The organism is Plantactinospora siamensis (genome assembly GCF_042434095.1).
In the GTDB taxonomy this organism is placed as follows: domain Bacteria; phylum Actinomycetota; class Actinomycetes; order Mycobacteriales; family Micromonosporaceae; genus KBS50.
The window spans coordinates 178,807-200,157 of sequence record NZ_JBHLUE010000011.1 but is presented as its reverse complement, the minus strand read 5'-3'; the positions used below and the strand labels follow the sequence as shown (position 1 = coordinate 200,157).

At 75.5% G+C, this 21,351-nt stretch carries 7 protein-coding genes; 2 read left to right on the top strand and 5 right to left on the bottom strand.

Annotation, left to right across the window (positions count from 1 at the left end; all coding sequences use genetic code 11):
• Positions 1-122: 122 nt before the first annotated feature.
• Positions 123-1,706 (bottom strand): acyl-CoA mutase large subunit family protein, encoded by a 1,584-nt coding sequence (locus ACFFHU_RS13950; RefSeq protein ID WP_377338883.1) that lies wholly within the window; start codon positions 1,704-1,706, stop codon positions 123-125.
• 208 nt (positions 1,707-1,914) lie between these two features.
• On the opposite strand from ACFFHU_RS13950, the gene ACFFHU_RS13945 reads away from it, so the two are divergent.
• Positions 1,915-3,885: a serine/threonine-protein kinase gene (locus tag ACFFHU_RS13945; RefSeq protein ID WP_377338880.1), complete on the top strand. Its 1,971-nt coding sequence runs from the start codon at positions 1,915-1,917 to the stop codon at positions 3,883-3,885.
• Between the two features lie 177 nt (positions 3,886-4,062).
• On the top strand, positions 4,063-5,853 hold the full coding sequence (locus ACFFHU_RS13940; RefSeq protein WP_377338878.1) for a phospho-sugar mutase: 1,791 nt from the start codon (positions 4,063-4,065) through the stop codon (positions 5,851-5,853).
• 15 nt (positions 5,854-5,868) lie between these two features.
• On the opposite strand, the gene ACFFHU_RS13935 is transcribed toward ACFFHU_RS13940, so the two are convergent.
• Genes ACFFHU_RS13935 through ACFFHU_RS13920 form a run of 4 tightly spaced genes read right to left on the bottom strand, consistent with a single transcriptional unit; the run spans position 5,869 to position 21,044 of the window.
• The gene (locus ACFFHU_RS13935; protein WP_377338876.1) at positions 5,869-6,804 is read right to left on the bottom strand and encodes an NAD(P)-dependent oxidoreductase; all 936 of its coding nucleotides are present in this window, start codon (positions 6,802-6,804) and stop codon (positions 5,869-5,871) included.
• Positions 6,795-7,508: a DUF6875 domain-containing protein gene (locus ACFFHU_RS13930; RefSeq protein WP_377338874.1), complete on the bottom strand. Its 714-nt coding sequence runs from the start codon at positions 7,506-7,508 to the stop codon at positions 6,795-6,797. The genes ACFFHU_RS13935 and ACFFHU_RS13930 overlap by 10 nt, the downstream gene beginning before the upstream one ends.
• Positions 7,489-15,972 carry a non-ribosomal peptide synthetase/MFS transporter gene (locus ACFFHU_RS13925; protein WP_377338871.1) on the bottom strand — a complete coding sequence of 2,828 codons (8,484 nt, stop codon included), beginning with the start codon at positions 15,970-15,972 and terminating at the stop codon, positions 7,489-7,491. The genes ACFFHU_RS13930 and ACFFHU_RS13925 overlap by 20 nt, the downstream gene beginning before the upstream one ends.
• Positions 15,969-21,044 (bottom strand): non-ribosomal peptide synthetase, encoded by a 5,076-nt coding sequence (locus tag ACFFHU_RS13920; RefSeq protein WP_377338869.1) that lies wholly within the window; start codon positions 21,042-21,044, stop codon positions 15,969-15,971. The genes ACFFHU_RS13925 and ACFFHU_RS13920 overlap by 4 nt, the downstream gene beginning before the upstream one ends.
• Between the last annotated feature and the right edge of the window lie 307 nt (positions 21,045-21,351).

The window sequence follows — 21,351 nt, the reverse complement described above, 5'->3', positions numbered from 1 at the left end:
CAACGGCGCCGGGTCGAGCCGGCGTCGAGCCCGGCTCAAAGTTGGGGCCGGCGGGCGCCCGCCCGGCTTCGGCCGAGCCGCGGGCCGCGCCCGACACCGGCCGGACCCGGCGGCGCAGCCGGTCAGAACCGGTCGCTGGGCCGGTACGTCCCCCAGATCTCGCGCAGCGCGCCGCACACCTCGCCGACCGTGGCCCGGGCGCGCAGCGCCTCCTTCATCGGATAGAGCACGTTGCCCGTCCCCCGGGCCGCGGAGCGCAGCTCGTCCAGGGCCCGGTCGACGGCCGCGGCGTCCCGCTCCGACCGCAGCCGGGCCAGCCGCTCGGCCTGCGCCGCCTCGATCGCGGGATCCACCCGCAGCGGCTCGTACGGCTCCTCCTCGTCCACGGCGAACCGGTTGAGCCCGACCACCACCCGCTCACCGGAGTCGATCTCCTGGGCGATCCGGTACGCCGAGGTCTCGATCTCGCGCTTCTGGAAGCCGGCCTCGATGGCGTCGACCGCCGAACCGTGCTCGGCGACCCGGGCCAGCAGGTCCCGCACCCCCGCCTCGATCTCGTCGGTCATCGCCTCCACCACGTACGAGCCGGCGAACGGGTCCACCGTGCCGGTCAGCCCCGCCTCGTACGCGAGCACCTGCTGGGTGCGCAGCGCGAGCCGGGCCGCCTTCTCGGTGGGCAGCGCGATGGCCTCGTCGAAGCTGTTGGTGTGCAGCGACTGGGTGCCGCCGAGCACGGCGCCGAGCCCCTGCACCGCCACCCGGACGAGGTTGACCTCGGGCTGCTGCGCGGTCAGCTGCACGCCGGCGGTCTGGGTGTGGAACCGCAGCATCCACGACTTCGGGTCGGTGGCGCCGAACTCGTCCCGCATGAGGTGGGCCCAGATCCGCCGGGCCGCGCGGAACTTCGCCACCTCCTCCAGCAGGGTGGTCCGGGCCACGAAGAAGAACGACAGCCGGGGCGCGAAGTCGTCCACCGCGAGCCCGGCCTCGATCGCGGCCCGCACGTACTCGGCGCCGTTGGCCAGGGTGAAGGCGATCTCCTGCACGGGCGTGGCGCCGGCCTCGGCCATGTGGTAGCCGGAAATGGAGATCGTGTTCCACTTCGGCACCTCCTTGCGGCAGTACGCGAAGGTGTCGGCCACCAGCCGCAGCGAGGGCTTGGGCGGGAAGATGTACGTCCCGCGGGCGATGTATTCCTTGAGGATGTCGTTCTGAATCGTGCCCTTGAGGGCCGTCCCCGGCACCCCGGCGTCCTCGGCCACCAACTGGTAGAGCAGCAGCAGGACCGAGCCCGGCGCGTTGATGGTCATCGAGGTGGAGACCTGGTCCAGCGGGATGCCGTCGAAGAGCCGCCGCATGTCGTCGATGGAGTCGATGGCCACCCCGACCTTGCCGACCTCGCCGTGCGCGATCGGGTCGTCGGAGTCGTACCCCATCTGGGTGGGCAGGTCGAACGCGACCGACAGGCCCATGGTCCCGGCGCGCAGCAGCTGGTGGTAGCGCGCGTTGGACTCGGTGGCGGTGCCGAAGCCGGCGTACTGCCGCATGGTCCACGGGCGAGAGGTGTACATCGTGGGGTAGACCCCGCGGGTGTACGGGAACTCGCCCGGCGCGCCGAGCCGGTCGGCGAGCCCGGGCGAGACGTCGTCCGGTCCGTACACCGGCTTGACGGGGAATCCGGACTCGCTCAACGGCCGTTCGCTCATGACCGGATCGTATGGCCTCGGGGACCGCTGGCGGCTGCGGGATGTCCCACAGTCGACCCGGTCTCACCCCACCGCGCTGCGCGGCCGACCGGACACGGAGCGAGATGGTCCGGCAAATCCCGGCGGGGGCGGCTTTTGCTCCCGGGTGGACACCGCGCAAGATAGGGGAGTTGTGTCCCAGCCCCTCCGATTTTCCGGTGGCTCTCCTGTGACTCAGATCCCCACGTGGAACAGCGGATCGATCAACCCCCTCAGCGGGCGTACCGCTCCGGGCACCACCATCGGTGGCCGCTACGAGCTGCGCGCGGCCGTCGGCCACGGCGGCATGGGCACCGTCTGGCAGGCCGTCGACACCCTGTTGCGGCGGGACGTGGCGGTCAAGGAGGTCGTCCTGCCGCCGGGTCTCGCGCCCAGCGACCGGGACGGCATGTACGAGCGGACCCTGCGGGAGGCCCGGGCCGCCGCGGCGCTGCAGCACCCGGCCGTGGTGCAGGTGTACGACGTGGTGCACGAGGCCGGCCGGCCGTGGATCGTGATGGAGCTGCTGGACGCGCGCAGCCTGGCCGACATGGTGATCGAGGACGGGCCGCTGGCCCCGCGCGCGGTCGCGAAGATCGGCATCGCGCTGCTCGGCGCGCTGGAGGTGGCGCACGCAATCGGCGTGCTGCACCGGGACGTGAAGCCGGCCAACGTGCTGATCTGCTCCGACGGCCGGTGCGTGCTGACCGACTTCGGCGTGGCCCGGATGCCCACCGACGTCCAGCTCACCACCCCGGGCATGGTGCTGGGCTCGCCGCACTTCATCAGCCCGGAACGGGCCATGGGGCAGAAGTTCGGGCCGCCCAGCGACCTCTTCTCGCTCGGCGTCACGCTCTACACGGCCGTGGAGGGACGCCCGCCGTTCGACCGGGGCGACCCGATCGAGACCATGCACGCGGTGGTGGAGGACCCGCCGGCCCCGCCGGTCCGGTCCGGCCCGCTCACCCCGGTGCTGCTCGGCCTGCTGGAAAAGGACCCCGAGCGCCGGATCGACGTGAACACCGCCCGCGGGATTCTCCGGGACCTGCTGGCCGGGCCGCTCGCGAGTAGGGCCGCCGGGCACTCGGTGACCGACCCGTACGCGGTGGTGCCCAGCACGGTGGCGGCCGTGCAGCCGCCGGCCGCGCCGACGCCCAGCGGCCAGATCGGCGGCCGGGCCATGCTCGCCCCCGGCCAGTCGCTCACCGACCGCCTCGCCGAGCTCCGGCGGGGCTCGGCGGCAAAGGCGGCCGGTACGAGCGCCGGCGCCGTCGACACCACCGACCGGACCATGCCGGTGAGCCAGGGCGGCTGGTCCGGCGCGGGCGGATCGCCGGACCGGACCGCGCCGCCCAGCGGGTGGGCCCGCCCGGGCGCGGCGGCCGACCAGACGGCGGTGGCCGGGCCGGCCGGAAGCCCCGGCCAGGGCGCCGGTCCGACCTGGTCGTCGAACGGCCCGTCCTGGTCGAGCGGTCCGTGGGCGACGACCAAGTCGCGGTCCGGCGGCTCGGTGTCCCAGGCCGGGACCGGGCTGCGCCGCCGGGGGGCCGAACTGGCCGGCACGGTGCGCGGCTGGCCGCGGCGGACGCAGCTCCTGGTGGCCGGCGGCGCGGCCGTGCTGCTGCTGATCGCCGTGGTGGCGCTGTGGCCCGGTGGCGACAAGCCGGCCACGCCGCCCCGGGCGGCCGGCTCGGCGCCGGCCGGCGCGCCGGCCCCGGAGACCCAGCAGTACCAGGACCGCGGCCTGGCCGTGAACGTCCCCAAGGGCTGGGACCGGACCGGCGCGGGGGTGTGGGTGGACTACACCGATCCCGCCGACAAGGGCCGCAAGGTCCGGATCCTGGTGGAGGACTTCAAGAACGTCTCGGTGACGCACTGGGCCGAGGTGGCCGAGGGCAACCTCAAGAAGCCGACGTCGAAGTCCTGCCCCAAGCCGTACGCCCGGGTGGACCTCAGCGCGACGCAGCTGGCGGGCCAGGACGCGGCCCAGCTGGAATACACCTGCGGTGAGGGCGACGGCAAGCGGCACGGCGTCTGGCGGGGCGTGGCCCGGAACGACAAGATCTACTCGTTCTACCTGACCACCACCGACGCCACGTTCGCGGACAGCAAGCCGATCTTCGACGAGATGGTCCGCTCGTTTCGGCTGATCGACTCCTGACGGCCCGACCGGCCCGTCCCGGGCAGACCGGCGGCCCGCCCGCGCGGGACCGGCCGGCGGCCCGCCCGCGCTGGACCGGTCGGCGGCCGCTGCGGCGGCCGGCCGGGCTGCGACGCGGCTCGCCCCGGCCGGGGGCGCGCCGCCGCCGGTCACCGCGGCCGTGCTATCAACGACCGCATGACGGCGGAGACCAACGAGATCGACGAGCTGCGCGACCGCGCCCGGACCTGGCTGGACGAGGACCCCGACCCGGCCAGCCGGGCCGAGCTGGCCGGGCTGCTCGACGCGCTGCCCGGCAGCCGGCCGGAGCTGGCCGACCGGTTCGGCGCGACGCTGAGCTTCGGCACGGCGGGGCTGCGGGGGCCGCTGCGCGCCGGGCCCAACGGCATGAATCTCGCCGTCGTCACCCGCGCCGCGGCCGGGTTGGTCGGTTGGCTGGCGGGCCGCGGGGCCACCGGCCCGCTGGTGATCGGGTACGACGCCCGGCACGGTTCCCGGGAGTTCGCCGAGCGCACCGCCCGGGTGGCCACCGGCGCCGGCCGGCCGGCGCTGCTGCTCCCCCGCCCGCTGCCAACGCCGGTGCTCGCGTACGCGGTCCGCGCGCTGGACGGGGCGGCCGGGGTGATGGTCACGGCCAGCCACAACCCGCCGCAGGACAACGGCTACAAGGTCTACCTCGGCGCCGAGCTGGGCGGCTCGCTGGGCGCGGGCGCGCAGATCGTCCCGCCGGTGGACGCCGAGATCGAGACCGCGATCCGCGGTGTCGGACCGCTGGCCGAGGTGGCGCTGGGCGACCCCGGCGAGGTGCTGCCCGACGAGGTCGTCACCGGGTACGTCCGGCGGGCCGCCGGCGTGGTGGCGCCGGACGGGCCGCGGGAGCTGTCGGTGGCGTACACCCCGCTGCACGGGGTGGGCGGGCCGGTGCTGGCGGCGGCCTTCGCCGAGGCCGGGTTCGCCGCGCCGGCCGTGGTGGCCGAGCAGGCCGAGCCCGACCCGGAGTTTCCCACCGTCTCCTTCCCCAACCCGGAGGAGCCCGGGGCCACCGATCTGCTGGTGGCGCTCGCCGAACGGACCGGCGCCGACATCGCGATCGCCAACGACCCGGACGCCGACCGGTGCGCCGTGGCCATCCCGGTGCCTGGCGGCGCGGCGACCGGCGGCACGACGGACGGCGGCGGCACGGCCAGCGGCGCGGCGGTCGGCGGCACGACGGACGGCGGGGCGGCGGGGCGGCGGTGGCGGATGCTGCGCGGCGACGAGGTCGGCGCGCTGCTGGCCGACCACCTGATGCGGCGCGGCGTGCGGGGCCTGTACGCCACCACGATCGTCTCCTCGTCGCTGCTGCGCGCCATGTCGGCCGCCCGGGACCTGCCGTACGACGAGACGCTCACCGGCTTCAAGTGGATCGTCCGAGCCGGCTCGGCCGGCTCGGCCGGCTCGGCCGGCGCCACGACGCCCGGGCGGGAACCGCTGGTGTACGGCTACGAGGAGGCGCTCGGCTACTGCGTGGCGCCCGAGCTGGTCCGGGACAAGGACGGGATCACGGCGGCGCTGCTGGTGGCCGAGCTGGCCGCGGGGTTGCGGGCCGAGGGGCGGACGCTGGCCGACCGGCTCGACGAGCTGGCGGCCGAGTTCGGGGTGCACCAGACGGACCAGCTGTCGGTACGGGTGGACGACCTGCGGGAGATCGACGCGGCCATGGCCCGGATCCGCTCGGCCACCCCGGCCACCCTGCTGGGCGAGCCGGTCACCGCCGTGGAGGATCTGCTGCCGGGCGCCGACGTGCTGATCCTGCGTACCGCGGCCGCCCGGGTGGTGGTGCGACCATCCGGCACCGAGCCGAAGCTCAAGGCGTACCTGGAGGTGGTGGCGCCGGTCGCGGGCGGTGACCTGCCGGCGGCCCGGTCCCGCGCGGTGGCCGCGGTGGCGGACCTGCGCGCGGAGATCGCGGCCGCGCTCGGGGTATGACCCCGGCGGCCACCGTCATCGGCCGCTGCCGTCCCCCGCCTCCCCGGCCGCGAGCCGCGCCACGTAGTCGACGATGAAGGCGAGGTCGGCGTCGGCATACCCGGAGACCGTCGCCCCGGCGTACAGGCCGAGGGCGGCGGCGGCGGTGCTCGCGGGCACCCCGGCGTCCTGGGCGGTCGCGACGATGGCGCGCAGGTCCTTGCGCACGCCGCTGACCTCGAAGCCGACCGGGCGCTGCGCCCCGAGCAGCAGTTCCGCCCGATCCCGGAGCACCGGTGGCGCACCGTGCGAGTCGAGGATGACGTCCAGCATCGTGGCCCGGTCCAGGCCGAGCCGGGCGCCCATGGCCAGCCCCTCGGCCAGTCCGGCGAAGTAGATGCCCATGGGCGCCATGAGCACGAGCTTCATCGTGGTGCCGGCCCCGACCGCGCCCACGTGGGCGACCCGGCGGGCGTACGTCTCCAGCACCGGCCGGACCAGCGCCAGGTCGTCGGGGGTTCCGCCGGCCATCACCAGCAGCTGGCCGGCCCGGGCGGCCGGCGGCGGCCCGGCCAGCGGGGCGTCCACCAGGCCCGCGCCGGTCGCCCGGACCAACGGGTCCAGCCGGGAGATGGTGCTGGTCCGGATGGTGCTGGCCTCCACGAACACGGTGCCGGGCCGGGCGCCCGACAGCAGGCCGTCGGGGCCGGTGTAGATCTGGTCGACGGCCTCGTCGTCGGTGAGCACGGTGAGCACCATGGCGGCGTCCCCGGACTCCCCGCCGGGCGGCGCCACCGCCGCGGCCACCTCGGCGGGCGAGCCGGCGCCCTGGGCGCCCAGGTCCAGCAGGGGCTTCGTCCGATCCGCCGTCCGGTTGTGCACCGCCAGCGGGAAGCCGGCGCCGATGATCCGCTCGCCCAGTGCGGTTCCCATGCGGCCCGTACCGACGAGTCCAACCCGTGTCACTGCCATGTGGCGCCCCTGTCCTCGGTTGCCGAAACGGTGCTGACGGAGGCCAGCGCGTGGCCCAACTCGATCCGCTGCCGGGGCGGCAGGTCATCGCCGAACACCCGGTGATATCCGTCCAGCAGCCGCCGGTCGTGCGTGAGGAACGGCAGGTCGGTCGGCACCATGTGCCGGATCGCCAGCAGCGGCACCGGGCAGCTCAGCGGCCGGAAGTCCTTGTTCCACAGCCCCCCGTCGACCGGCGGCAGCGGATGGAACTGCCCGATCATCAGGCCGGCCGCGACGAAGCTCGGCTTCAACTCGGCCTGGGTAGCATCGACGATGTCCGGCGCGTCGGCCGGCCGGACCTGGGGAAACAGGATGAGTATCGTCTTGAACTGGGCGGCCGGGCCATCGACCGGCGGCAGCTCGCGGAACCAGTCCCGGTAGGCCGCCACGGCCGCCGCCACCGCGGCCCGATCCGGCCCACCGGGCCGGCCGGCCTGCACCGTGAGATAGAACAGCCGCTTCCGCAGCGAGGTGGGCACGTACGGGCAGACCGGTCCGGTACGCCCCAACTCATCGTGCGGGCGGCAGAGGTAGCGCCGAGCCCAGTCCGCGACGAGGCGGAGCGGCTCGCCGTACGGCTGGGCCCGTTCGGGCAGTCGGTCGGGGGCCAGGTCGTCGACCCCGAGCAGGAAGCGGCGGGGGTCACCGGGGTGTGTGAGCATGGTCGTCCTTGTCCACTGCGGCCTCGATGACCCGCGCCGACGGGAGGGCCGCGAACGTCGCGTCGGGCAGGAGCGTGTCCAGTTCGCGCAGCGGTCGGTAGCGGTATCCGACCAGCGTCCAGGCCGCCGCGATCAGCCCCACCGCGATGATCGTCAGGGCCATGCCCGGGGCCGGGCCCGGACCGAGAGCGTCAGCGAGGTCGTGCCAGAAGCCCGGCGCCCGCACCGCCGGGTCCACCACGCGATCCACCAGCGGTCCGGCCACCAGGTAGCCGACCGGCATCAGGGTGCGGGCCAGCATCAGGGCGGTCGCCAGGATCCGGCCGAGCAGGTCGTGGCCCACCTTCATTTGGACCAGGGAGAGCCAGTGCGCGTTGATCAAGGCGCCGCACAGGCCCATCCCGAACATGCCAACCGCCGGAAAGAGCAGCCCCGGGCGTAGCCCCGTGATGATCGCGGAAGCCGCGAACAGCCCGACGAAGCCGATCATCCCGGCGGAGCGCCGGCGGGTGCCGCCCCAGACCGCCATCACCGCGGAGCCGACGAGCAGCCCCAGCCCCTGCGCCGCCAGCACGCCGCCGAGCGCCGCGGGCGAGCCGGACGCCAGCGCCAGCGGGGTCACCAGCACCACCACCACGCCGGCCAGCGCGTTCGCGACGGCGAAGAAGACGCACAGCGCCAACAGGCCGCGCCGCTGGACGAGGAAACGCCATCCGTCGGCCACCTGGCGCAGCAACGGACCCTCCTGCCGGGTGAAACCAAGGTCCGGGAACCGCACCAGCAGCAGCGTGGCGAGCGCGACGCCGTAGCTCACCGCGTCGAGCCAGAGCACGCCGGCCAGGCCGACCAGGAGCACCAGTACGCCGCCGAGCAGCTGCGCCAGCATCACGCCGGTGGCGGCTCCGAGCCCGACGACGCCGTTCGCCTGCCCGAGGTACCGCTTGGGCGTCAGCTGCGGAACTGCCGCCAGGTACGCCGGCTGCCGGAAGGTGGCGGCGGCCGCCGTGACCGTGACCATCAAATAGAGATGCCACAGCGCCAGCAGGTGCGACCAGAGCAGCAGCGCGACCCCCACCGAACACAGCAGGCCGCAGGCGTCGCACCAGACCATGATCAGCCGCCGGTCCAACCGGTCGGCGAGCGTGCCGGCCAACGGGGCCGCGAGGAGGGCCGGCAGGATGCCGAAGGCGGCGATCGCCGCGAACGCGGTGACCGCGCCGGTCTGCCGGTAGGTCCACACCCCCAGGGCGAAGGTGGTGAGCCCGGCGCCGATCAGCGACACCAACTGGCCCAGCGTGACCACGGCGAACGTGCCGAGCCGAGCCCGGGGCGGCACCACCGGCGGGTTGCCCGGTGGGCCCCCGGCGCGCCAGCGGGAAACCTGGGCACGCAGCACCCGGACCAGGTCCCCGGCGGTCGTGGAACGCTGGAAGAAATGCCCGGCGCCGGGCAGCACCGCCAGGTCCACGTCGGCCCCGAACGCCGCCCACTCGTGCGCCCGCTCCGGGTAGAACTCGGTGATCCGGTCCTCGTCGCCGACCACCACGCAGATCGGCGCGGCCAGCGGGCGTGGACCGCCCCCGGCGTACTCGTCGGTGTAGAAGATCTCGCCCTGCCGCGCGTCGTGCCGGATGGCCCGGGCCAGCTGCGCCCGGTGCGCCTCGGGCAACTCCTCGCCGAGCCCGCCGAGCAGCCGGAGCGTGTCCGCCATGGTCCGGTCGGACTGCCGGCGGCCCGGCGCCAACCGGGACAGCAGGTCCAGTGGTCCGGGAAGCCGGGTGGTCGGGAAGGCGGCCCCGACGCCGACGCCGAGCACGGTACGTCCGGCCGCCTCCAATCGCCGGGCCAGCGCCACCGCGAGGGCGGCGCCGATGCAGTGCCCGTAGACGACGACCGGACCGGGCACCTCCGCCAGCACCGCCCGAGCCGCGGCGTCGGCCGCCTCGGGCAACGGCTGCAGCGGTTCGTCCGGACGGGCCGGATCGCGTCCCGGCGGCTGCACCGCATAGACGTCCCAGTCCGCCGGCGCCCGCGCGGCGAACTCCGCGTAGGCGATGGCCCCACCCCCGCCGAACGGTACGCACACGACGCTCAGCTCGGCCGCGCCGGCCCGCGGCGGCGTGAGGCGGTGCAGGATCCGGCTCCCGGTGTCCACGCCGGTCGACAGCCGGTCCGCCAGCGCCCGCACGGTGGGGTGGGTGAAGAGGTCCAGCACGGACAGCCGCGGATCGAGCTGGCGGACCAACCGCACGGCGCGCATCGACTCGCCGCCGACGGCGAAGAAGTCGTCGTCCAGACCGAAGTCGGAGTGCTCCAGGACGGCCGTGAACGCCCCGGCCACCCGGGCCTGGGCGGCGGTCCAGTCGGCCCGGGCCGGCGGTGTCGACACGGCGCCGGCCGCCGGCGCGGGCAACGCCGCCCGGTCGAGCTTGCCATTGGGAGTGTGCGGCAGCCGATCCAGCCGGATGAGGGCGCCCGGCACGAGGTAGCCGGGCAGTCGCTCGGTGAGCCACGCCCGCAACGCGGCCGGCTCGGCCGCGCCGGCGACGTAGCCGACCAGCGTCGGCTCGCCGGTCCGGTCCGGCCGCACCACCACCGCTGCCTGCGCGACCCCGGGGTGCTCGGTGAGCACCGACTCGATCTCGCCGGTCTCGATCCGGTATCCCCGCACCTTGACCTGGCCGTCCGACCGGCCGGCCACCTCCAGCGTGCCGTCGGGTCGCCACCGGGCCAGGTCACCGGTGCGGTAGAGCCGCCCACCCGGCGCACCGATCGGGTCCGGGACGAACCGCTGCGCGGTCAGCTCCGGGCGCCGGTGATAACCCTGGGCCAGGCCCGCCCCGCCGATGTACAGCTCACCGGTGACCCCCACGGGCACCGGAGACATGCGCTCGTCCAGCACGTACATCGTGGTGTTCGCGATGGGCCGGCCGCAGTGCACGTCCGCGCCGGTGATCCGGGCGACGCTGGAGTAGATGGTGGTCTCGGTCGGACCGTACAGGTTCCACACCGTGCCCACCCGGTCCACCAGGTCCCTGGCCAGCGCGGGCGGCAACGCCTCGCCACCGCACAGGGGGGTCAGCCCCGGACGACCGGGCCACCCCGCCGCCAGCAGCAGCCGCCACGAGGTCGGGGTGGCCTGCAGGTGGGTGCCGCCCACCTCGGCCAGCCGGCGGCCCAGCGCCGCCCCGTCCATGGCCGTGCCGCGGCCCACCAGCACCAGCTCGGCGCCGGTGGTCAGCGGCAACCACAGGTCCAACCCGGACATGTCGAACGCGAACGGCGCCACGGCCAGCCAGACGTGCTCGGGCCCGAGCCCCGGCGCCCGCCGCAGCGCGGCGACGAAGTTGGCCAGGCTGTCCCGTCCGATGCGCACCCCCTTCGGAGCGCCGGTGGAGCCCGAGGTGTAGATGACGTACGCCAGCGCGGCCCCCGGCGCCGGCACCGCCGGGTCGGCCTCGGGCCAGGCGCCGGGGTCGTCGGCGGCCAGCACGGCGCCCGCGAAGCCCGCCGGCGGTTCCCCGTCGGCGATCAGGGCCGCCGCCTCGGCATCCGCCACCAGATAGGCCAGCCGGGCCGCCGGGTAGGTCGGGTCCAGCGGCAGGAACGCCGCGCCGGACCGCAGCACGCCGAGCAGCGCGGCCACCGTCCGGGCCGACCGGGGCAGGCAGACCGCCACCAGGTCACCCGGTCCCACGCCGGCCGCCAGCAACCGGTGCGCCGTCCGGTTCGCCAGCGAGTTCAGCTGGCCGTAGGTGATGGCCTCGGCGTCGTCCCGGACCGCCACGGCGTCCGGCCGCAGCCGGCCCTGCTCCGCGACGAGGTCGGCCACCCACGGGACCGGGCCCGGCACGGCGGTGTCGTTGAACTCGACGACGACCCGGCGCCGTTCCCGGTCGGACATCACCGGCAGCTCCGCCAGGGTCCGGTCCGGGTCGGCCAGCACCGCGTCGAGCAGCCCCCCGTACGCCTCGGCCAGGCGTTCGGCGGTGGACCGGTCGAACAGGTCGGAGCTGTATTCCAGCGCGCCCCGCAGGCCCCGTCCCGGCCCGTCGTCGGCGAACACCAGGGACAGGTCGTACTTGGCCACCCCGGTCGGACCGTCCAACTCGCGCACGGTCAGACCCGGCAGACCGCCGATCGGCCGGGTGTTGCGCAGCGACAGCATGGTGCCGAACACCGGCTGCCGGCTCGGGTCGCGGCGGCTGACCAGGTGCTCGACCAGGCGCTCGAACGGCAGATCGGCGTGGGCGTACGCGTCGACGGCGGTACGCGCCACCTCGCGCAGGTACGCCCGGAAGGTCAGCTCCGGTCGCGGCCGGCCGCGGATGGCCAGCATGTTGACGAAGAAGCCGATCATCCGCTCGGTGTCCGGGTGGTCCCGGCCGGCGACCGGGGTGCCGACCACGATGTCGTCGACCCCCGCGTGCCGGGCGAGCAGGAGCTGGTACGCGGCCAGCAACGCCGTGAAGACGGTGCCGCCCTCGGACCGGGCCAGCTCGGCGAGCCGGTCCACGACCCGGGGCGGGAGGGACAGCGGAACGGCGCCGCCCGCGTACGACGGCCGCGGCGGCCGGGGCCGGTCGGTGGGCAGGTCCAGCCCGGCCGGGGCGTCGGCCAGCTCCCGCCGCCAGTACGCCAGCGACTCCGTGTGGTCCTGCTCGGCCTGCCAGCGGGCATGGTCGGCGTACCGGAGCCGGGGGGCGGGCACCGGCTCGCCGGCGTACCCGGCGGCCAACTCGGCCACGAAGAGCGCCAGCGACCAACCGTCGAAGACGATGTGGTGGAACGTGACCAGCAGGACGTGCACGTCGTCGGCGGTCCGCAGCAGCCGAGCCCGTAGCAGCGGGCCGGTGGCCAGGTCGAAACCGGTGGCGAACTCGGCATCGATGGCCGCCCTGACCCGGTCCGGACCCGCTCCGCGCAGGTCGGCCAGCGGCAGGTCGATCGGCGCGTCGGCCGACACCACCGGCACGGGCGCCCCGTCGACCGTGCCGAAGGTGGTCCGCAGCGCCTCGTGCCGGGCCACGACCCCGGCCAACGCCGCCCGCAGCGCCGCGACGTCCAACCCGCCGGTCAGCTCCAGCGCGTACGGCAGGTTGTAGGCCGGCAGTCCGGGCACCGCCTGGTCGAGGAACCAGAGCCGACGCTGCGCCGCCGACATGGCGGTGGGCGTCCCGGGCGGCCCCGCCGGGATGGGTTCCCAGCCGGCGCTCCCGTCAGCCGGGCCGAGCTGACCGGCCAGACCGGCCACGGTCGGGTGGGCGAACAGCATGGGCAGGGTGACCGGACCGCCCACGCCCCGCTGCCGCAGCCGGGACACCACCTGGGCGGCCAGCAACGAGTGACCACCGAGCGCGAAGAAGTCGTCGTCGGCCGAGGGCGGCGGGCAGCCGAGCACCTCGCCGAACACGTCGGCCACCGCGCGTTCGCCGGCCGTGCTCGGCGCCCGCCCGACGCCCGGCTCGGCGGGCCCGGGCCGGGGCAGGGCCGCCCGATCGACCTTGCCGTTCGCGGTCAGCGGGAGCGCGTCCAGGCCGATCACCGTGGCCGGGACCAGCGGACCGGGCAGGCGCTCGGCGAGCCAGCCGAGCAGACCCTCGGGATCGCCGACCAGATAACCGACGAGCCGCCCGTCCCGGGCCTCCACCACCGCGTCGCGGACGCCCGGATACTGCCGCATCAGCCCCTCGACCTCACCGGGCTCCACCCGGTATCCGCGGATCTTGAGCTGCCGGTCCATCCGGCCGAGGAACTCGATGCTCCCGTCCGCCCGCCAGCGCGCCCGGTCGCCGGTGCGGTAGCACCGCGACCGGGCGTCGACCGGATCGGCGCCGAACCCGGCCGGCTCCTCCTGCGCCGGCCGCGCCGGCTCCGCCGGCAGCCGGGCCGGCTCCTCCTCCGCCGGCCGCGCCGGATCCGCCGGCAGCCGGGCCGGATCCGCCGCCGGCGGCCGGGCCAGGTAACCCCGCGCCAGCCCCGCGCCGCCGAGCAGCAACTCACCCGGCACGCCGGGCGGAACCGGGCGGCCGGCCCGGTCCACGATGCGCGCGCTCAGGTGCGGAAGCGGACGGCCCAGCGGCACCGTGGCCGCCCGGTCCCCCGGCGGCAGCTCGGGCACGACCTGGGCGATGGCGCCGACAGTGGCTTCGGTCGGACCGTAGTGGTTGACGATCCGCAGCTCGGGCCGGAGTGCCCGGACGCGGTCGACCAGGGCCCAGCTGAGCGACTCCCCGCCCAACACCAGGCACGCGCGCGGAAGGAGTTCGGCGGCACGGGCCGGGTCCGCCGCGTCGAGGAGGCCGATCAGGTGCGACGGGACGAGCTTGAGCAGGTCGACCGGGTGCTCGGCCAGCCGGTCGGCGAACAGCTCCGGATCGATGGCGGCGGCCGCATCCACCAGGCGCAGGGTGCAGCCGGTGGCCAGGGCGGTGAACACCATCGTGTGGGCCAGGTCGGCGGCGAGCGTCGAGCAGGCCGCGAGGGTGGCGCCGTCGGCCGGGCTGAGCAGTTCCACGGCCGAGTCGAGGTAGCACAGCAACGCGCCGTGCTCGACGGCGACGCCCTTCGGCGTACCGGTGGAACCGGAGGTGAAGATGACGTACGCCAGATCCGCCGGCCGGACCGCCGGCAGACCCTCGCCGGCAGCGGTCCCCCGGCGCGCCGGCGGCGCCGGAACCCCCGACTCGGCGTCCTCGGGACCGGGCGGATCGAAGGTCCGCAGTCCCGGTGGCGCTCCGGACCCGACGTACCGGGTGGCGCCGGCGGCCGCGCACAGCGCGGTGCGGCGCAGCACCGGCTGATCCGGCTCCAACGGCAGGTACGCCGCGCCGGCCTTGAGGATGCCGAGCAGGCCGACGGCGTACCCAGTGTTCCGGGTCGCATCCAGCGCCACGACGGTCTCCGGGCCCACCCCGTCGGCCCGCAGCCGGTGGGCCAGCGCGGTGGCGGCCCGATCGAGGTCGCGATAGCTCAGCCGATCGCCCGCGGCCACCACGGCCAACCGGTCCGGGCTGGTCCGTACGCTCCGGTCGAACCGGTCCAGAAAGGTGCCGGGCGAGCGGCCCCGGGCGGGCCGCGCCAGGACGATGGCCCGCTCCCGGTCGTCGAGGAAGTCCAGCTCCCCGACCGACCGGTCCGGCGCGGTGACCAGGCCCGCCACCGCCCGGCGGTAGTGCCCGGCGAGCCGTTCCATGCCGGCCCGGTCGAACAGGTCGGTGCTGTAGGTGAGGGTGGCCGGGATCGTGGCGCCACCCAGGTCGGCCACGGCCAGGCTGAGATCCAGCTTGGCCGCCCCGGGATCCGTTGGCAGCTCCGTCACCGTCAGGCCGGGCAGCACGAGCGGAGTACGCGGCACGTCCGTGGCCACGAACTGCAGGTTGAACAGTCCACCCGTACCGGACTGCCGGGGCAGCGCCTCGACCAGGTCGGCGTACGGGAGGCCGCCGTGCTCGAGGTCCTCGACGAGCCCGGATGCGACCGACCGGACGAGTTCTCGCCGGCTGCCGGCGGACGGCAACCGCACCCGGAGGGCGAGGGTGTTGACGAAGCAGCCCAGGACGTCGGCCGCGCCCTCCCGGCCGGCCACCGGCGCGCCGAGCACCAGATCGTCGACCTCGGCGTACCGTCCGGCGAGAACGGCGAACCCGGCCAGCAGCACGGCGTACCCGGTCACCCGGTTCGCCCGGCCGAACTCCCGGACCGCCGCGGTGGTGGGCCGGTCCAGCTCGAAGTCCAGCAGCTCCCCGGCGTCGCTGAGCACGGCCGGGCGGGGCCGGTCGGCCGGCAGCTCGATCGGGTCGGGCAGCTCGGTCAGCCGCCGCCGCCAGTACGCGAGGTCCTCGGCGTGATCGTGGCCGCGCCGGGCGTGGGTCAGGTCCGCGTACTGCACCGGCTCCGGGCGTGCTGTCCCCGCGTACGCGGCCGCGAGGTCGGCCGCGAACAGCCCGACCGACCAGCCGTCGGCGGCGATGTGGTGGAACGTCACCAGCAGCACGTGCTCGGTGGGTCCGCCGCGCAGCACGCACGCCCGCACGGGCCAGTCCCGGTCCAGCGCGAACGGCGCCCGTCCCAGCTCCACCGCCCGGGCCCCGGCCCGGTCCGGCGCGCACCGCTCCAGCCGGTACGGCATCGGGCCGGGCGGGTCGACGACCGCCCGGGGCTCGCCGCCGACGGCGTCGTACCGGGTCCGCAGGATCTCGTGCCGGCTCACCACGCGGTCCAGGGCGCAGCGGAGCCGGTCGAGATCGAGCGGCCCGTCCAGCCGCCACCCGACCGGGATGTTGTACGCGCAGCTGAGCGGCGCCCACTGGTGCAGGAACCAGAGCCGGCGCTGGGCGGCCGACAGCGGCGTGGCCGCGTCCACCGGTCGGCGGGCTACGACCGGCGTCTCCGGCGGCCGGTAGGCCCGGGCCTTGGCCAGCCGCTGCGCGAGTCGCTCGGCCAGGACGTCGGCGTCCGTCACGACCGATCACCCCCGCCGGGCGCGGCCGCCGCGGCCGCATCAGCCGCGTCGGCGGGATCAGCCGCGTCGGCGGGATCAGCCGCGTCGGCGGGATCAGCGGCCTCGGCGGGATCGGCGGGATCGGCGGCCTCGGCGGCCGCCAGGCGGGCGAGGTCGGCGATGATCTCCGCCTCCACCCGCTGCGCCAGCCCCTGCACGGTCGGCGTCTCGAACAGGACCCGCACCGGCAGCCGGATCTCGAATCGGGCCCGGATCTGGGCCATCACCGCCGCGCCCAGGATCGACTGGCCGCCGAGGGCGAAGAAGTCGTCCTCCGCCCCGATCGGCCGGTCGACGGGCCGCCCCGCCTCGGCCAGCACCTCCTGCCAGATCTCGGCCAGGACCTCCTCGGTGATGCCGCGTGGCGGGCGGGAGACGCCGGACCCGCCGTCGTCGGCCAATCCCGGAAGCCCGCGCCGGTCCACCTTGCCGGTGCCGGTCCGGGGCAGTTGGTCGAGCCACCGGTAGCCGGCCGGCACGAAATACTCGGGCAGCCGCTCGGCGAGGAAGCGCCGCAGCTGGGCCGCGTCCGGCGGGTCGGGCTCGGCGCCGCCGACCAGGTACGCCACCAGCCGCTCCCCGGCCACCGGATGCTGCTGGATGGCCACCGCCGCGTCGAGGACCGCCGGATGGCTGCGCAGCGCGGCCTCGACGTCGCCGAACTCGATTCGCACGCCCCGCAGGTTCACCTGGTCGTCCAGGCGCCCCAGCAGGGTCAGCTGGCCATCCGATCGCCAGCGGGCCCGGTCGCCCGTGCGGTACATCCGCCCCGGCCCGAACGGATCCGGCGGGAACGCCGCGGCCGTGCGTTCCGGATCGTTCAGGTAGCCCCGGGTCACCCCGGCGCCCGCCACGCAGATCTCTCCCGGGACGCCCGGCGGCGCGAGCCGGCCCAGCTCGTCCAGGACATAGATCCGGGCGCCCGGAATGGGCCGGCCGATCGGTGGTGGCCCGTCACCCGCCCGGCAGACCGCGGTCGCGCTGGCGACGGTCGCCTCGGTCGGACCGTACGCGTTGACGAAGCGGCGGCCCGGCGCCCACCGGTCCACCACGGCCGCCGGGCAGGTTTCCCCGCCGACGGCGATCGACCGCACCGAGGGCAGCGCCGACCCGCCGTCGCCGGTCGGGATGGCGGCCAGCACGGATGCGGGCAGCACCAGGTTCGTCACCCGCTCGGCGTCGATCAGGTCCACGAGGCCCGCCGGCGAGAGCGGATCGTCGCCCCGCATCACCAGCGTCGCCCCGGCGGTCAACGTCATCATCATGTCCGCGATCGACACGCCGAAGCCGAGCGAGACGAACTGCAGGACCCGGCTGTCCGGACGCACGTCGAACAGCTCGACCTTGGCGGCCGCCAGGTTGGCGAGCCCGCGATGGGTCGCCACCACCCCCTTGGGCCGCCCGGTGGAGCCGGAGGTGTAGATGACGTACGCGGCGTCGTCCGGCCCGGCGCCGGCCGGCGGGGCCAGCTCCCGGCCGATGGCGGCGGGATCGACCAGCCGGGCGGCGCCGCCCAACCCGTCCAGCCGGTCCCGGAACGTGGTCACCACGACCGGTGGGCGGGCGTCGGCCAGCATGGCGCGCAGCCGCTCGTCCGGATAGCCCGCGTCCAGGGGAAGGTAGACGCCGCCGGCCTTGGCCACCGCCAGCATGGCCACCACCGCGTCGCCGCCGCGGGGCAGGCACACCCCCACGAGGTCGCCACGGCGCACGCCGATGCCGGCCAGATGGGCGGCCAGCCCGTCGGCCGCGGCGGCCAGCTGGCCGTAGGTCAGCCGGTGGGGACCGCAGACGACGGCCGGGTGGGCCGGCCGCTGCGCGCAGCGCGACTCCACCAGCCGGTACGCGGGCACGTCCGCCTCGGCGGTCGCGGCGCCACCGTCCCCCCATGCCAGCACCTGTTCACGTTCGCCGGGGTCGGCGGCCAGCAGGGCGGCGATGGGCGTCACCGGCCGGTCCAGCGCGGCGGACAGCACCCCCACCAGGTGTCGGGCCAGCCGCTGCGCGGTCTCCGCCCGGAAGAGATCGGTGGCGTATTCGACCGCGAGCGCGTACCCGTCCTCGTGCGGCTCCACGGCCACCGTCAGGTCGAACCGGGCGACGTCCAGGTGCAGTTCGCCGCGGAAGCGCAGCCTGGTCCGCTCGGCCAGCGCGACGTCGAGCAGCTCCGGCTGCTGGACGACCAGCATGACCGTGAAGAGCGGATGGTGGGTACGCGGCCGGGGCAGGTGCAGCGCCTCGAGCATCCGGTCGAACGGCAGTTCCTGATGCTCGTACGCGTCCACGGCCGTGGCGCGGACCCGGCGTAGCAGTTCGGCGAAGGTCGGTTGGCCGGTCAGGTCGCAGCGCAGCGGGACGGTGTTGACGAAGCAGCCCACCATGCCCTCGAACTCGGGGCGGGACCGGTTCGCCACCGGCGCGCCGACCGTCACGTCCTCCTGGCCGGTGTAGCTGTGCAGCACCACCGCGAGCGCGGCGAGCAGCACCATGAACCGGCTGGCGCCCACCCCGCGGGCGTACGCATCGATCCGCTCCAGCAGGCCGTCGGGCAGCCGGTCGAGCACCGTGCCGCCCCGGTGACTGGGATCGGCCGGGCGGGGACGATCGGTGGGCAGGTCGAGCAGCGCCGGCGCGCCCGCCAGCACACCGGTCCAGTGCGCGGCCAGGGCCGCGCCCCGGGGACCGCGTACCAGCTCGGCCTCGCGCCGGGCGATCGCGGCCCAGCTCGGCGCCGGCGGCCCGGCCGGCGGGGCGAGGCCCGCCAGCATGGCGGGGTAGAGCTCCGCCAGATCGCGCAGGATGACGTCCAGCGCCGCGGCGTCCACCGCGATGTGGTGGGCGATCAGGCACAGCCGCCAGGTGTCGACGCCGAGCCGGGCCAGCACGAACCGGACCAGCGGCGGCCGGGCGAGGTCGAACGGCCGGCCGGCGGCCGCGCGGAACACGTCGACCGCGTCGGTCGGTCGGTCACGCAGGTCGACGGTTGCCAGCTCGACCTCGACAGCCGCCGCCACGTGCTGCCGGGGCGCGCCGTCCAGCTCCACGATGGACAGCCGCAGCGCCTCGTGCCGGTCCAGCAGCGCCGTGAGCGCGGCGCGCAGCGCGGTCACGTCGAGTTCACCGTCGATGCCGATCACGGCGGCGACGTGATAGAGCGGCGATCCGCCGACGTACTGCTCGACGAACCAGTAACGGGCCTGTGCCGCGGTTGGTGCGGGACTGTCCGCCTCCTCCTCGACCAGCCCCAGTTCGCCGGCCGCTGACCGGCCGGCCCGAACGGGATCGAACTCGGGGCGACCGGCCAGCTCCGCGATCGTCAGCGGACCGAAGAACAACCCGATCGGGACCTCCACCCCCAGCTGGGCGGCGATCCGGCTGACCACCCGGGCGGCGTGCAGGGAATGGCCGCCGAGCGCGTCGAACGGCTCGTCGACGCCGACGTCGAGGCCGAGCACCTGGGACCAGATGTCCACGAGCCGGGCCTGGACCGGATCGGCGGCGGCGACCCGGCCGCGCCGGCCGTCCGGCCGCTCCATCCGGGCTCGCAACGCGGCCCGGTCCACCTTGCCGTTGACGGTGACCGGGAGCCGGTCCAGCCGGGACAGCCGGGCCGGCACCAGGTACGCGGGCAGCCGGTCCCGCAGCCACCCGGCCAGGTCGTCGACGGGTCCGGCCGCGGCGAACCAGCCGTGCAGGTAGGTGTTGCCGGTGGAGTCGACGCCGGGCAGCACGGCCGCGGCGGTCACGGCCGGGTGACCGGTCAGTTCCGCCTCGACCTCGGCCGGCTCGACGCGGTGGCCACGGACCTGCACCTGGTCGTCGATCCGGCCGCAGTAGTCCAGCTCGCCGTCCGGCCGGCGGCGGACCAGATCGCCGGTGCGGTACCACCGCCGGCCCCGCCCGTCGGTGCGGAAGGCGGCCGCGGTCAGCTCGGGCTGGTTGAGGTAGCCGCGGGCCAGGCCGCGACCGCCGAGCCACAACTCGCCGGTCCCGCCCTCGGCCACGGGGTCCCCGGCGGCGTCCCGGATGTCGATGGTCACCCCGTCGATCGGCCGCCCGATGGACGGGGCGCCGGGACCCGGCGACACGACGCAGGCCGTGGCGATCACCGTGGCCTCGGCCGGCCCGTAGTTGTTGACCAGTTCGAACGGCAGCCCGGGCGGTGGCCGCCGGACCAGCGCCTCGCCGCCGACCAGGAGGAACCGGAGGTCGGCGGTCGCGGGCCAGGTCAGGTCCAGCAGCTCGTGTGCCATGGCCGTCGGCGCGAAGCTGGCCGTCACCCGCTCGTCGAGCAGGAAGTCGCGCAGCGCGCGGGGATCGCGCCGCACCTCGTCCGGCGGGATGACCAGGGTGGCGCCCGCGGCGAGGGCCGTCCACAGCTCCCAGACCGAGGCGTCGAAGCCCACCCCCGCCATCAGCGCGATGCGGTCTCCGCCGCCCGTGCCGAACATCCGGTGGTGCCAGGCGACCAGGTTGGCGAGCGCGCCGTGCGGGACACCGATCCCCTTGGGCCGCCCGGTCGAGCCCGACGTGTAGATCACGTACGCGAGCTGGTCGGCCGCGGGGCGCGGGCCGTCCGGCGCGTCCATCTCGTCCGGCTCGTCGGGCGGGCCGGCGACCTCGGCGTCGACGTGCTCGGCGTCGACGCGCTCGGCGTCGACGCGCTCGGCGTCGACGCGCTCGATCACGGCGGCGATGTCGGCCCGATCGAGCACCAGCGCCGGCGCCGCGTCGGCCACCAGGAACTCTCGCCGGGCGGCCGGCAGGGCCGGATCGATGGGCAGGTAGGCAAGTCCGGCCCGGAGCACGGCCAGGCAGCCGACGACGTGCTCCACGGACCGGCCGGCGCACAGCCCCACCAGCGTGTCGGGCGCGGCGCCGGCCCCGGCGCGCAGCTCCCCGGCCAGCACGGCCGAGTATCGGAGCAGTTGCCGGTGCGAGATCCGGCGGTCGCCGGCCAGCACGGCCGCGGCGTCGGGTCGGGCCCGGGCCGCTGCCACCGCGGCAGCCGAGACCAGCGTGTCCGGCGTCATCACGCGCACCGGAGCCGAACGACGCGACGACATAGACCACTCCCATGGGGTCATCCGATCGCCGCGGCCATGCCCGAGGCCGCGGGATGCAGGACCACAAGCTACCTGCCGGATAGGCCAATATCCATCGCTCGCCCTACTCAATATGGAAATGGTCAGAGTGGCTGTACAAAGGCCGTCACAAACCCTCGATGGCCCCTCTGACGAGGCATTTCAAGGTGTGCCTAAGGCAGGTTTTCCGGTGTCAATTCCGCCTCACGGCCCAATTTGCCAGCCGCGGCAAGAACGGTGGCCAAACCGGCCAACC

Excerpts from the sequence above, each read along its gene's own strand:
- ACFFHU_RS13935 (WP_377338876.1), bottom strand. The coding sequence starts at position 6,804 with ATGGCAGTGACACGGGTTGGACTCGTCGGTACGGGCCGCATGGGAACC.
- ACFFHU_RS13920 (WP_377338869.1), bottom strand. The coding sequence starts at position 21,044 with ATGACGCCGGACACGCTGGTCTCGGCTGCCGCGGTGGCAGCGGCCCGG.
- ACFFHU_RS13930 (WP_377338874.1), bottom strand. The coding sequence starts at position 7,508 with ATGCTCACACACCCCGGTGACCCCCGCCGCTTCCTGCTCGGGGTCGAC.
- ACFFHU_RS13940 (WP_377338878.1), top strand. The coding sequence starts at position 4,063 with ATGACGGCGGAGACCAACGAGATCGACGAGCTGCGCGACCGCGCCCGG.
- ACFFHU_RS13950 (WP_377338883.1), bottom strand. The coding sequence starts at position 1,706 with ATGAGCGAACGGCCGTTGAGCGAGTCCGGATTCCCCGTCAAGCCGGTG.